This is a genomic window from Schaalia odontolytica (assembly GCF_005696695.1).
In the GTDB taxonomy this organism is placed as follows: Bacteria; Actinomycetota; Actinomycetes; order Actinomycetales; family Actinomycetaceae; genus Pauljensenia; species Pauljensenia odontolytica_C.
In genome coordinates this window covers 1,050,882-1,064,401 of record NZ_CP040006.1, presented here as the reverse complement: position 1 = coordinate 1,064,401, position 13,520 = coordinate 1,050,882, and the positions used below count along the sequence as shown (strand labels likewise).

The following is a 13,520-nucleotide window of genomic DNA, read 5'->3' as shown; positions in this document are numbered from 1 at the left end:
CGTCAACCATCCCAGGATACGGCGAGGCCCGACACCGGCGCGCGGTGTCGGGCCTTTCCGTGAAAAATGCCAAGGCGTATGCCTGGCAAGCCTCAGGCGGACTTGCCGGAACGGTGTTCCTTGATCTTCGCGGCCTTGCCGTGACGCTCACGCAGGTAGTAGAGCTTAGCGCGACGCACGTCGCCCTTGGTGACGACCTCGATGTGGTCGATCGTGGGGGCGTGAACCGGGAAGGTACGCTCGACGCCCACACCGAAGGAAACCTTGCGGATGGTGAACGTGGAGGACACACCGTGACCGCGACGAGCGATCACGACACCCTGGAAGACCTGGATACGAGAGCGGTTACCTTCGATGACCTTGACGTGCACCTTGAGGGTGTCGCCAGCTCGGAACGAGGGGATGTCATCGCGCAGCGAAGCCGCATCAACGGCGTCCAGCTTCTGCATTTCTTCTCCTTGACGCAACTGCCGCAGGTCGGAAGCGCCTGGTTGGGCGGGTCGAACCCGCTCACTTGACGTGTGATCGTGCGCCTCGGTGTCCCCCTGCGGCAGGATGAACCGCGCACAATCCTGGTTATTATCCCACAGTAGGACGCACCAGAGCTAGTGCGCGGACGTGTTATGCGGTGAGATCACGCACCATGACGACGTCGTAGTTGCGTACGCCGCCCACATCGAAGGTTCGGCTCGAACGCTTACGGAATCCGTGGTGCTTGTAAAAGGCTTGCGCCTCCTTATTCCCTCGATTGGTGCCGAGCACAACAGCGGCATGCCCCAAGTCTCGCGCATCGGCAATGGCGCGCTCGATGAGCGCGTCCGCGACACCGCTGCCTCGCCACGCCTCGTCAACATAGCACTTGGACAGGTAGGCACTACCTTCCTCCACGCGTCCGGGACGCACCATGTCGCTCGGCAACGCATCGGGTCCGACGTGGGTGAGCACGTAACCGACGAGGCCACCCCAGACCTCGGCGACGAACAGGCGGTGACGCTCAGGATCGGAAATAAGAGCGTCAAACACGTCGGCGGTGAGCTGCGTGGCAATGTGCTCCGCAATCGCTTCCTCGGGCAGGTTCTCCGGGCAAGCATCCGGGAACGTGCGTGCCGCGAGCTCGCTGACTGCAACGACGTCCTCAAGCCCAGCCTGTCGCACGTTGAGCCGTTCCGCCGCTCCACCTCGCGGGTACGCAACACCGCATCGGGCCAGCATCGCACGGTCCTCGCGCGTCAGCGACGAAGCATCCAGTGACAGCGCGAGATCAGGGCGCACGCGAGCGGTCTTCTCAATCGCTCGATCTCGGCGCCACCGCTCGATCGCCGCGTGATTACCGCCGAGAAGCACCTCGGGGATCGCGAGGGAGCGGAACTCCCTGGGTTTGGTGAACACGGGGTATTCGAGGAGGCCCGCACCCGAGTGAGACTCTTCAACGAGCGAGTCCGGGTTTCCCATAAAACCGTCAAGAAGGCGCGCGACCGCCTCGGTGAGAACCATCGCTGCGACCTCGCCACCATTGAGGACATAGTCGCCAATAGAAAACTCGACGACCTCGACGCCAGCGCCGCGGTAGTGCTCAGCGACGCGCGCGTCGATGCCCTCGTAACGCCCGCAGGCGACGATGATCTGGTCGGCGCGCGCGAGATCCTCAACCCGCGCCTGGGTCAGCGGCGTTCCCGACGGCGTCGGGATCGCGAGGACGCGACGCGGCGAGGCCTGGGACCCATCGCCGTCGCGCTCCGCGAGCGGCATGGCAAGGACCTCGTCGAGGGCGCGAGCCCACACATCCGCACGCATGACCATGCCCGCGCCACCGCCGTAGGGGGTGTCATCGACGCTGCGATGCTTGCCGGTCGCCCACTCGCGCAGGTCGTGCGCCTGGAGATGCACGAGGCCGGCGTCCTCAGCCTTCCCCATCAGCGAGAGGCGAAGAGGCGCAAAATAGTCAGGAAAAATCGAAATGAGATCGAAGCGCACGGTCTCAGTCGCCCTCGCGCTCCGACACGGCATCGTCGTCAAACAGGCCGGGGGGCGCATCGATGACGACACATCGACCCTCGACGTCGACGGTCGGAACGAGGGCCGTCACGAAGGGAACCATGACAGTGCCGCGATCCGTGGCAACGAGAAGCAAATCCTGAGCCGCGCCCGGGGTCAGCCCGCTAACGGTACCGAGAACATCGCCGGACGGAGTACGCGCCTGGAGACCCTTGAGTTCGTGCGGATACCAGGCATCCTCCTCGGGATGAGCATCGACGAGCAGTCGGGCACCGCGCAGAGCCTCAGCATCCTCGCGAGTCACGCATTCCTCGAACGATGCGAGCACGCGATCCTTATGCACGCGAACGGTGCGCACAGTGAGGCTGCGCTGATCTCCCGCAATGTCCAAGCGCGAACCGGGTGCCATGACCTCGGGATCGTCGCTGCGCACGTCCACGATAACCTCGCCTCGCAAGCCGTGGGCGGGGCCGACGATAGCGGCTGTGAGCTGCATGTGTTCTCCTGACGATAAACGGGGACTCCCCCGAAGGATACAACGAAGGGGCCCGGCAGTGCCGGACCCCTTCGTGACGTGTGCGAGTCTTACTCGCGATCCGTGTCGACGACGTCAACACGGACGGTGCCACGCGTGGACAACGCACCCATGACGGTGCGCAGCGCGCGAGCCGTCCGACCGCCGCGTCCGATGACGCGACCCAGATCCTCGGGGTTCACTCGAACCTCAAGAAGCTGGCCACGTCGCATGGAACGAGGCGTCACCTCGACATCTTCGGGGTGGTCAACGATGCCGCTGACCAGGTGCTCCAACGCGTCGGCGAGCATGCTCAGGCATCCTCTCCGGCGGCCTCTTCGGAAGCCTGCTCGCCGGCCTCAGCCTCAGCAGCGGCTGCAGCAGCGGCGGCCTCTTCCTCGGCCTTCTTGGCGGAAGCAGCGGCCTTGGACTTCTCGGCAGCAGCCTCGGCGTCCTTGATGGCCTGCTCGGCCTGGGCGGCCTTGTCGGCCTCGGAGACGATGACGCGGGAAACAGCGTCGGCCTTGCCGTTGAACTTGGCGATGTCACCGGTCAGGACCAGCAGCTTGCGGACCTGGTCGGAAGGCTGAGCGCCAACACCGAGCCAGTACTGGGCACGCTCAGAGTCGATGCGGATGATCGACGGGTTGGGCTGAGGATCGTAGTAACCGACCTCTTCGATGACGCGGCCGTCACGCTTCTTGCGCGAATCGACAACGACAACACGGTACTGGGCAGCGTGGATCTTACCCACGCGCTTCAGGCGAATTCGAACTGCCACTTGAGTGGTCTCTCCATTTCAGATTGGTGTGGACCTTTGCGTCCCAAGGTGGGAAACACAGGGGTCGCATTGGACCGGGACACGACGGCACGCAGTGAGAGGGTCTACGAACCGCCGGGTACAGCTAGCGATTATGCCATATTTCGCCCCTGAATCCCAAGCCAGGAGCGAGTGCCGTGTCGCGCGAATCGGTTAAATCGATCACTACAGCGAGCTCAGGCGGGCAGACGCTCCCACACGGGCGTTCCACCCAGCGTCACGCGCGCGGGGTTCGCGAGGATCGCCGGGTTGGCCCTCGGGTCCTCGTCCAGGATGAGGAAATCAGCGGGAGCCCCCTCGACGAGGCCGGGGTAACTGAGGTAGCGCTGGCTCACCCACGTCGCAGCGTCGATCGTGAACTCAGCGGGCGCGCCCCATTGGAGCCACAGGTCAAGCTCGCCGGCGATCGTGCCGTGATCCTGGTAGCCCCCCGAGTCGGTTCCCATCAGGAGAAGGACCCCGGAGTCGACGAGCATCTCGAAGTGGGAGCGTCGCTCGTCGTACATTGCCTGCATCGTCGCCGCATAGACGGGGTACTTCGCACCCGCCTGGGCCGCAAAATCCTTGAAGAGCTCGACCTGGCGCAGCGTCGGCGTCACCGCGATGCCGCGTGCGGCAATCTCGCGAGCCTGATCCGCATCGATACCGCTGCCGTGTTCAATGTCGTCAACGCCGGCCTCAATGAGCGAGTCGATGACGCGGTGGGAGAAGGCGTGCACGGCGATCCTCGCCCCGGCCTCGTGCACGGCGGCAACAGCGTCAATCAACACGGCGGGGTCCCACAGGGGCATGAGGTCCGAGTCTGCCCCGGCGCTGCGGTCGATCCAGTCTCCGACGATCTTCACCCACCCGTCGGAGGAGTGTGCCATCGACGCGAGGACCGCGGGAAGCTCGCTCTGATCGTCGACGTCCAGCGGCAGGTCACGCATGTAGCGCTTCGGACGCGCAACATGGCGGCCACAGCGGATCAGGTGCAGACCGGTTGCGCGAGCGGCAGGCGAGTTATCGACCGGCACGCCGCAATCGCGCACGACGGTCACGCCGCTCGCGAGCGTCGCGCGCGCCTGCTCGACCATCTCAGCCTCGGACACCGAACCGGTATCCGAGTACCCAATGTGGCAGTGCGTATCCACCATGCCAGGGACGATGCATCCCGCCGACGGCGCCTCTTCCCTATCGGAGACGCGGCGGATCACTCCCCCGTCGACGCGCCACGTGCCGCGCACCCACGACGGGCGCTCGGTCTCGTTATCCGCCCACAGGGCGAGCCCACTGAACTCCATGCCTCAGAGCTGGCCGAGCATGCGCTTGACGTCGTCCGGCAGATCGTCGATCGTCGGACGCGAAGCGGGGGCCTCCTGGGCTACACCGAAGGAGGAACCCTGGGGTGCGCTGCGCTCAGACGGAGGCAGCATGGCCTCCAGCTCCTGCTGGCGACGCTTGGCGGGGTTACCGGAGCGTGCGCTCTTCTTCATGCGGGCACGCTGGGCCTGAGCCTTGCGGGCGTTGGCCTTCTGCTTCGCCTTGCCGCCGCGGCCGGGGAGTGCGCCCATACCGGGAACACCGCCACCCATCTGGCCCATCTGCGCCATCATCTCGCGCGCTGCCTCGAAGCGCTGCACGAGCTGGTTCACCTCGGTGACAGTCGTGCCGGAACCGCGGGCGATACGCGCTCGACGAGAGCCGTTAAGGATCGATACGTCCTCGCGCTCGGCCGGGGTCATCGAACGGACGATGGCCTCCACGCGGTCGACCTCGCGCTCGTCGAAGTTCTCGATCTGCTCGCGCATCTGGGCAGCGCCCGGGATCATGCCGAGCATCTTCTTCATCGAGCCGAGCTTCTTGATCTGCTGCAGCTGGCTCAGGAAGTCGCCGAGGGTGAGCTGGCCGGCCATTGCCTTGGCCGCGACCTTCTCCGCCTCCTCGGCATCCATCTTCTTTTCGGCCTGCTCGATGAGGGTAAGGATGTCACCCATGTCGAGGATGCGGCCGGCCATACGGTCGGCGTGGAAGCGCTCAAAGTCATCGAGGCCCTCGCCCGTCGAGGCAAACAGAATCGGAGCACCGGTCACGCCGCGAACGGACAGTGCGGCACCACCGCGCGCGTCGCCGTCCAGCTTGGACAGGACGACGCCCGTAAAGCCGACGCCGTCACGGAAGGCTGTGGAGGTGGAGACCGCGTCCTGACCGACCATGGCGTCAAGGACAAACATGATCTCGTGGGGGTTGACGGCGTCGCGGATGGCGATCGCCTGGTCCATCATCTCCTGGTCGACGCCGAGGCGGCCTGCCGTATCGACGATGACCACGTTGATGCCGCTCTGGCGGGCGAACTCGACGCCGCTACGCGCGACCTCGACGGGGTCGCCCACGCCGTTTCCGGGCTCGGGTGCCCACACCTTGACGCCGGCTCGCTCGCCGACAACCTGGAGCTGCTGGACGGCGTTGGGGCGCTGGAGGTCGGAGGCGACGAGCAGGACGGTCTTGCCCTCCTCGCGCAGCCACTTACCCAGCTTTCCGGCGAGCGTGGTCTTACCGGCACCCTGGAGGCCGGCGAGCATGAAGACGGTCGGGCCGGACTCTGCGAAGGTCAGCTCACGCGTGGCGCCACCGAGGATCTCGACGAGTTCCTCGTGCACGATGGAGACGACCTGCTGGCCCGGGTTGAGCGCCTTGGAACGGGCTGCGCCGTAGGCCTTTTCGCGAACCTGCGTGGTGAACTGGCGAACGACGGGGAGCGCAACGTCCGCGTCGATGAGGGCGCGACGAATGTCGGAAATCGCGTGATCGACGTCCGACTCGGTCAGGACGCCGCGGCTACGCAGGCTACGGAACGACTGGCTCAGACGATCTGACAGGTTTCCAAACACGTGTTTACTCCCAAGATGGCGGCTGTACTAGGCACAGGTTAGCGCACCTCGGCCCCGGGAGTCGTCTCACCGGGGCCGAGGTACGCGTCATGGTGGCGGGGTTCAGCCCTGCGCGGAACCCACGATCGCGTCAACGAAGCCCTGCGGATCGAAGGGAGCCAGATCGTCGGCCCCCTCGCCGAGGCCGACGAACTTGACGGGAACGCCCAGCGCACGCTGGACGGAGACGACGATACCACCCTTGGCGGAACCGTCGAGCTTCGTCAGAACGATGCCGGTCACGCCGGTAGCTTCCGCGAAGACCTCGGCCTGCTTCATGCCGTTCTGGCCGGTGGTTGCGTCGAGCACCAGAAGGACCTCGGAGACCGGGGCCTGCTTGGTCATGACGCGCTTGATCTTGCCGAGCTCGTCCATCAGCGTGGACTTGTTCTGCAGGCGTCCCGCGGTGTCGACGAGAACAACGTCGACGTCACGCTCGACGCCTTCGCGCACGGCTTCGAAAGCAACAGAGGCCGGGTCTGCGCCCTCGCGGTCGCTGCGCACGACATCGACACCGACTCGCTCGCCCCACGTCGCCAGCTGATCGGCGGCGGCCGCACGGAAGGTGTCGGCGGCACCCAGGATCACGGACTTGTCTTCCGCGACGAGGATGCGCGCGAGCTTGCCAACGGTCGTGGTCTTTCCGGTGCCGTTCACACCGACCATCAGGACAACCGCGGGTTTGACGGAGCCGTCGACCTCGGGGCGCTCGAGGTTGAGAGAGCGATCCATGGAGGGATCGACGAGGGCCAGGAGCTCCTCGCGAAGGATCTCACGGATGCGCGCTTCGTCAGTCACGGACTCGACCGCGACGCGACGCTTGAGGGCTTCCATCAGCGTGTCAGTGGCCTCCAGGCCAAGGTCAGCGATGAGGAGAGACTCCTCGATCTCCTCCCAGTCGGCGGCACCGAGCTGGCCGCGGCTGAGAACGCCGAGGATCGCACGTCCGAGCGAGCCGGAAGACGCGAGGCGTTCGCGCAGGCGCTCCATGCGGCCGCGCACGGGTTCGGGGCGCTCGATGGACGAGGCCGGGGTTGCGGGAGCCTCAGGGCTGCGCTCGGGGGTGGCCTCAAGCTCATCTGCCGGACCCGCTCGAGGCTGGTCCGCGGTATCAAGCGATGCCTCGGTAGGCGAATCGGGACGAGCCTCGACGGGAGCCTGAGCCTGCGGCTGAGGGGTCACGTCCTGCGAGGAACGGCGACGCGAACTCACGACGAGACGAATAACGACGCCGATAAGCACGGCGACCGCCAGGGCGATAACGACTGCCCACGGCGATTGGAGGGTGGAAATAAAAGCGTCCATAGGGTCATTATCCCCTATGGACGCTCCAGGCAGAAAACCTGAGTGCGGCATCACTGCCTTATGACTGCGTTGACTCCTGCACGGACTCGCCGCCTTCGTCAGCGCTCCGACGGCCACGGTCAAAGCGCACGCTCACGCGGTCGGTCACCGTTTCGAGGCGGTCGATGCCGGGTAGGCGGTCAGCGTCGAAGTAGGCGCTCTTCGAGTCGCCGCTTTGCAGGAGCGACTGCAGGGACGCCGTACGCGGAACCACGGGTCCGTCGGGTGAGGAGGAGGCACGCTTGGGTAGCGAGTGATGGGTCTTCACCTCGTCGGCGATTTCTTCGCTCTCTCGCTTGATGACACCCTTCCACTCGTCCGCGCTACGGCGCGACAGCGCCAGGACAGCGACGACGCCGCCAGCGACGACGAGTACCAGGACGACGGTCAAAACGAGAATCAATGCACCCTCAAGCATGTGATCATCCTGCCTTACGAAAACCTCAATGCGCGACGATGCCACCCGCACATGCACGCATTGTGACGATGTTGTCACGAGGGCCGGGAACGTTTGTTCCCGGCCCTCGAACGTGTCGATAGCGCGTCAGTCGAGGTAGTCGCGCAGCACCTGCGAACGCGAGGGGTGGCGCAGCTTCGACATGGTCTTGGACTCAATCTGACGGATACGCTCGCGCGTCACGCCGTAGACCTTGCCGATCTCATCGAGAGTCTTCGGCTGACCGTCGCCCAGGCCGAAGCGCATCGACACAACGCCGGCTTCACGCTCGGACAGCGTGTCCAGGACGTGGTGGAGCTGTTCCTGCAGCAGGGTGAAGGACACGGCGTCCGCGGGCACGATGGCCTCAGAGTCCTCGATGAGGTCACCGAACTCGGAGTCGCCGTCCTCGCCGAGAGGCGTATGCAGCGAAATCGGCTCGCGACCGTACTTCTGAACTTCGACGACCTTCTCGGCGGTCATGTCGAGTTCCTTCGCCAGTTCCTCGGGAGTGGGTTCGCGACCCAGGTCCTGGAGCATCTGGCGCTGGACGCGCGCAAGCTTGTTGATGACCTCGACCATGTGCACGGGGATGCGAATCGTGCGAGCCTGGTCCGCCATCGCGCGGGTAATTGCCTGACGAATCCACCAGGTGGCGTAGGTGGAGAACTTGTAGCCCTTCGTGTAATCGAACTTTTCAACAGCGCGGATAAGGCCCAGGTTGCCTTCCTGAATCAGGTCCAGGAACTGCATACCGCGGCCGGTATAGCGCTTGGCCAGCGACACGACGAGGCGGAGGTTCGCCTCGAGCAGGTGGTTCTTCGCCTGTTGACCATCCTGTGCAAGGAAGTGCAGCTCACGACGCTCGCGGCTGGTCATCTCATCGGCCTGGTTCTTGAGCTTGTACTCGGCGTAGAGGCCGGCTTCGATACGGCGGGCGAGGTCCACTTCCTGCTCGGCGTTCAGCAGCGAGACCTTACCGATCTGCTTGAGGTAGTCCTTCACCGGGTCGGCGGTTGCACCGGCGACCGTCACCTGCTGGACGGGTTCGTCGGTCTCGTCGGAATCGGAGACGACGAAGCCTCCCTTGACGTGGATACCGTCGTTCGTGCGTTCACGGAGTGCGGCGCCCTCAGCGAGCTTCGGATCCTCGTCCTCCGCTTCGTCCTCTGCGTCGACCTCGTCTTCGTCGACGGTCTCAGTATCGAGTTCGGGGTCCTCGAGATCCTCGCCAGTCGGCTCAAAGTCCTCGTCGACGGTGTCAACGAGCTCTTCGACGGCCTCCTCGACGATCTCTTCTTCCTTCTTCTTGCGACCGCGCGTCTTCTTCGCAGCAGGCTTCTTCGTCGTCTTCTCTTCGGAAGCGACGGTGGCCTTCTTCGCCGTCTTCTTAGCAGCCGTCTTCTTCGTGGGGGCCTTCTCGGCGGCCTCTGCAGCGTCAGCGGCCTTCTTCGCCGTCTTCTTGGCAGTCGCCTTCTTCGCAGGAGCCTTCGGCTCGGCCTCTGCGGCGTCGGCGGCCTTCTTCGTGGTCTTCTTGGCAGTTGCCTTCTTTGCCGAAGCCTTCGGCTCGGCATCTGCAGCGTCAGTAGCCTTCTTCGCGGGAGCCTTCTTCGCCGGGGCCTTCTTCGCGGCAGACTTCTTCTCCTCGGCGGGGGCGCTCGCCGCGTCGACCGTGGCGGCAGCCTTCTTGGCGCGCGTGGTCTTCTTCGCGGGGGTCTTCACCTCCGTGGTTTCCTCAGTCGTCGCGGAGTCCTTTGCCGAAGCGCGAGATGCACTCACACGGGTCCCTTTCATTGATGGGCATGCACAACGGAGCCGATTGCAAATCGGCATACCAGCGCCAAGTCTAGTGCCTTGCCGTTTAGTTTTCCTGACGGTAGGTGTGAGGATCCCCCGCCTTGGGCTCACGCACGAACTCGAACCTCGGTTAGAGTGGGCGTATGACTCTGAGCGACAGTTTCGCAACGCTGCGTCCATCAATCGACCAGGCGACGGCCACCAGCCTCGCACATCTCCTCGCCCGCACAGGAGCTTCCGGCCGATCCGAGGAGTTCTCTCGTGCGGTCCTCGCCTCCGTATCCGGAGGGAAGCGTTTCCGCGCCCTCATGGCTCACGTGGGCTACGCGCTCAGTTCCGGAACTTCCATCGAGGAAGTCTCACTCCCCCATCTCAGCGCGGCACTGGAGCTCTATCAGGCCAGCGCCCTCGTCCACGACGACATCATCGACAAGGCCGACGAACGACGCGGTATGCCCACCCCTCACCGCACGCTCGCGGATTACCACGCCACGCAGTCGTGGATCGGATCGTCGACGGACTTCGGTCGACATGGCGCTATTTTGGTCGGCGACTTCCTCTTTTCGGCGGCAACGGCTGCCGCAGGCGAACAGGCTCTGACACTGCGTGAGGACTGCGCACGTGCTTTTTCGCACCGGTTTGCCGATATGCACGCGGAGGTTGCGCTGGGCCAGTACCTCGACATTACCGCCGAACAAACACCGCTCGATCCTGAGCGCACCGATGCACTCAGCACAAGCGACTCGCTCGAGGTGGCATTGCACAAGTCGGCCCACTACTCGGTCGTCCACCCGGCGCTCCTCGGCGCGATTTGCGGAGCTTCATCGTTCGATCACGTCGCCGACCTGCTCGATGTTCTCGAGACGATTCTGACCCCGTGGGGCCTGGCTTTCCAGCTGCGCGACGATGATCTCGGAGTCTTCGGAGACCCGGCAGTCACGGGCAAGCCGGCCGGCGACGACTTGCGCGAAGGAAAGCGCACTGCGCTCCTGGCGCTGACGTGGGAGGCCTCCTCCCCCGCCGAGCGGCGCGCTCTCACCGACGTCCTCGGGGTGGCCGAGGCCTCGGCAGAGCAGATTGCGACTGCTACCGAGATCGTGGAGCGCAACGGGCGCGCCGCGCACGAGGCCGAGATTGCACGGCTAGTCGCCGACGGAGATGCCGCTCTTGAGGCCAGCACCTTCGACGAGGATGCTCGCGCCATGCTGCGCGAACTGTGCTCGATCCTGACCGCCAGGCGGGCCTGAAAAGAAGGGCTAGCCTCAGAAGGCCAGCGTCGAGGCGATTCGATTCACTCGGTGATGACGGCCCAACGTGAGCGCATCGATCGGGCGCTCGCCCAGCTCCTCCTGCACGGTGTACAGCCACGCCGCTGCTTCCTCCGCCGTGAAGCCGTCATCAGCAAGCAGGGTCAGTGTGCCCTGCAGGAACGGCAGTGGCTCCCAGCCATTGTCGCCCTTGACGATCACCTCCTGCGGGACGCCGCGCGCCCCGCTGGCGTCGCGCGCTTCGATGAGCACACGATCGCGGATCAGCTGCTTGAGGCGGCGTTCCTCGATGCCGAGGAGACGGCAGACCTCGTCGGTGGAGAGCACGGTGATATCAACACTGGTCATGAGCGCAAGACTACCCCATTCATGCGCCGCACCGACGTGGGCACTTCCAATGATTTTGCGAAAACTCCCATAGAATCGAGCAAGTGAGCGATGAACAGACATTCGACCAGACGGACCCGTTGATCGGCCTCCTCGTCGACGAACGGTACCGGGTGACGCGCAGGCTGGCGCGTGGCGGCATGGCCACCGTCTACATCGCGCAGGATGAACGCCTTGATCGCCCCGTCGCGCTCAAGGTCATGCACCCGCACCTGGCGGACTCCGAGGATTTCGTCGCACGTTTCCGTCGCGAGGCGCGCTCCGCCGCGCGCATCGTTCATCCCGGCGTCGTCTCCGTGTTTGACCAGGGCGTGGTGACGGGCCAGGGGTTCCTCGTCATGGAACTCATCGACGGCACGAACCTACGCCAGCTTCTGCGCGCGCAGGGTGCCTTCACGATCCCGCAGGCTCTGCGCTACACGACTGACATTCTTGAGGCGCTGCGCGCAGCCCACCGCGTCGGCGTTATTCACCGCGACGTCAAGCCCGAGAACATTCTCGTTCCGACCGACGGTCCTGCGAAGGTGACCGACTTTGGGCTGGCACGAGCTGCCTCCGAAGTCTCCATGTCTTCGACGGGCAACATGCTCGGCACGGTTGCGTACATCGCCCCTGAGATTGCAACGACCGGGCAGGCCGACGCGCGCTCGGACATTTATTCGGTCGGCATCATGCTCTACGAAATGCTGACGGGCTCCGTTCCGTGGGCGGGTGAGTCACCTTTGCAGATCGCGACGCATCACGTCTCCGACGACGTACCCAGCCCGTCGGAGGCCCAGCCGTGGATTCCACGAGAGATTGACGATCTCGTCGCCGCCCTGACCGCCCGCGACCCCGCCTCGCGCCCCGCCGACGCATCGGACGCGATCGACCTCGTCACTCGCGCTGCTGCCGCCATTCCGTCGGAGCTGGCCAACCACCGCGCGGACATCGCGCCGGCTGACCGGGCGGGCGCCTCGGAAACGAGCGCGCTCAACACCGAGCTGATCTCGGCTCAGTTCACGAGGCCTCTGCCCCTCCCGGCGCCATCGACGGTCGCCACTGTCCACACGTCGGCCCCGCTTCCCAATGCTTCGGAGAACGGCGGCACCAAAACGTACAAGCGCGCCGCCCTGTGGGCTACCCTCGTCGTTCTGCTCCTCGCCGCCGCAGTCGTTGGTGGACGCTGGTGGTGGACCGAATACGGCCCAGGCTCCTACCTGACCATGCCCGCGACGGATGGTCGCCCCCTCGCGGATGTTCAGGCTGAGCTGAACGCGATGGGACTTGCTTCTTCCGTTGAGGAGGAGTTCTCTGACGACGTCGCCGCCGGTTCGATCACTCGCTCCGATCCGGAAGGCGGCGAGCCCGTCCACAAACGCGCCGAGGTCCAACTCCACGTCTCCAAGGGCGTGGACATGAAGACGGTCCCTGACGTCGTTGGTAAGAATCAGGAGGACGCACGCAAGGCATTCACGGAGGCCGGCCTCGCACTGGGGGCCATCACCGACGCATACTCCGAGGACGTCCCGCAGGGCCAGGTCATCTCGCAGTCCCAGGCATCTGGTTCACAGCTGGCGCACGACAGCGCCGTCGACGTGGTGCTGTCGAAGGGCCGCGAGCCCCTCACCGTGCCGTCGCTGAACGGGATGAGCGCTGATGCTGCGAAGAGCGCCATCGAGGGACTTGGCCTCGTCGCGGTGCCAACGGAGGCCTTCTCCGACACCGTCGCCGAAGGCCAGGTCATCTCGCAGCAGACCAATGAGGGCACGATCCTGCACCGTGGCGACACCGTCGCTTACACGGTATCGAAGGGACCCGAGAAGGTCGCGGTGCCCGACGTCGTCGGCCGACAGCGCCAGGATGCTCGCGCCGCCCTCGAGGCAGCCGGCTTCACCGTGCAGGAGGAGGCAATCCTCGGCGGCTTCTTCGGAACCGTCCGACAGACCGATCCCGCCGCCGGAACACTGCTGAAAAAGGGCAGCGTCGTCACGATCACGATCGTCTGAGCACGGCCGAGACACTCGCCCGTCATAAGTATCCCCGGCCTCGTCCATGACAGACGAGGCCG

The 13,520-nt window shown here is 65.0% G+C and carries 13 protein-coding genes; 2 read left to right on the top strand and 11 right to left on the bottom strand.

From position 1 onward, the window contains the following. Window positions 1-92 precede the first annotated feature (92 nt). The 10 genes from rplS to FBF35_RS04610 all read right to left on the bottom strand — a co-directional run bounded on the left by rplS (window position 93) and on the right by FBF35_RS04610 (window position 9,812). Window positions 93-449, bottom strand: coding sequence for a 50S ribosomal protein L19 (gene rplS, locus FBF35_RS04655; RefSeq protein ID WP_003792825.1), 357 nt, complete (start codon window positions 447-449; stop codon window positions 93-95). 172 nt (window positions 450-621) lie between these two features. Then, a complete protein-coding gene (gene trmD / locus FBF35_RS04650; RefSeq protein WP_187348973.1) occupies window positions 622-1,974 on the bottom strand; it encodes a tRNA (guanosine(37)-N1)-methyltransferase TrmD in 1,353 nt (450 codons plus the stop codon). Window positions 1,975-1,978: 4 nt separating this feature from the next. Then, window positions 1,979-2,491 carry a ribosome maturation factor RimM gene (gene rimM / locus FBF35_RS04645; protein ID WP_060567080.1) on the bottom strand — a complete coding sequence of 171 codons (513 nt, stop codon included), beginning with the start codon at window positions 2,489-2,491 and terminating at the stop codon, window positions 1,979-1,981. An 89-nt stretch (window positions 2,492-2,580) separates the two neighbouring features. Beyond that, complete coding sequence (locus FBF35_RS04640; RefSeq protein WP_003792828.1) at window positions 2,581-2,820, bottom strand: RNA-binding protein; 240 nt, start codon at window positions 2,818-2,820, stop codon at window positions 2,581-2,583. A 2-nt stretch (window positions 2,821-2,822) separates the two neighbouring features. After that, entirely contained in the window at window positions 2,823-3,290 is a 468-nt protein-coding gene (gene rpsP, locus FBF35_RS04635; RefSeq protein ID WP_034466400.1) for a 30S ribosomal protein S16, read from the bottom strand. A 215-nt stretch (window positions 3,291-3,505) separates the two neighbouring features. After that, on the bottom strand, window positions 3,506-4,612 hold the full coding sequence (locus FBF35_RS04630) for an amidohydrolase family protein (protein ID WP_060567078.1): 1,107 nt from the start codon (window positions 4,610-4,612) through the stop codon (window positions 3,506-3,508). Between the two features lie 3 nt (window positions 4,613-4,615). Then, entirely contained in the window at window positions 4,616-6,199 is a 1,584-nt protein-coding gene (gene ffh, locus FBF35_RS04625; RefSeq protein WP_060567076.1) for a signal recognition particle protein, read from the bottom strand. 102 nt (window positions 6,200-6,301) lie between these two features. Then, window positions 6,302-7,543, bottom strand: coding sequence for a signal recognition particle-docking protein FtsY (gene ftsY, locus FBF35_RS04620; protein ID WP_060567074.1), 1,242 nt, complete (start codon window positions 7,541-7,543; stop codon window positions 6,302-6,304). Window positions 7,544-7,601: 58 nt separating this feature from the next. Next, window positions 7,602-8,000, bottom strand: a complete 399-nt coding sequence (locus FBF35_RS04615) for a hypothetical protein (RefSeq protein WP_060567072.1) — start codon at window positions 7,998-8,000, stop codon at window positions 7,602-7,604. 126 nt (window positions 8,001-8,126) lie between these two features. Further along, complete coding sequence (locus FBF35_RS04610; protein ID WP_060567070.1) at window positions 8,127-9,812, bottom strand: RNA polymerase sigma factor; 1,686 nt, start codon at window positions 9,810-9,812, stop codon at window positions 8,127-8,129. A 146-nt stretch (window positions 9,813-9,958) separates the two neighbouring features. Between FBF35_RS04610 and FBF35_RS04605 the strand changes: the two genes are divergently transcribed. Next, a complete protein-coding gene (locus FBF35_RS04605) occupies window positions 9,959-11,062 on the top strand; it encodes a polyprenyl synthetase family protein (protein ID WP_060567068.1) in 1,104 nt (367 codons plus the stop codon). 15 nt (window positions 11,063-11,077) lie between these two features. On the opposite strand, the gene FBF35_RS04600 is transcribed toward FBF35_RS04605, so the two are convergent. Then, window positions 11,078-11,431 (bottom strand): Rv2175c family DNA-binding protein, encoded by a 354-nt coding sequence (locus FBF35_RS04600; protein ID WP_060567066.1) that lies wholly within the window; start codon window positions 11,429-11,431, stop codon window positions 11,078-11,080. Window positions 11,432-11,514: 83 nt separating this feature from the next. Between FBF35_RS04600 and pknB the strand changes: the two genes are divergently transcribed. Further along, entirely contained in the window at window positions 11,515-13,458 is a 1,944-nt protein-coding gene (gene pknB / locus FBF35_RS04595; RefSeq protein ID WP_060567064.1) for a Stk1 family PASTA domain-containing Ser/Thr kinase, read from the top strand. Window positions 13,459-13,520 lie beyond the last annotated feature (62 nt).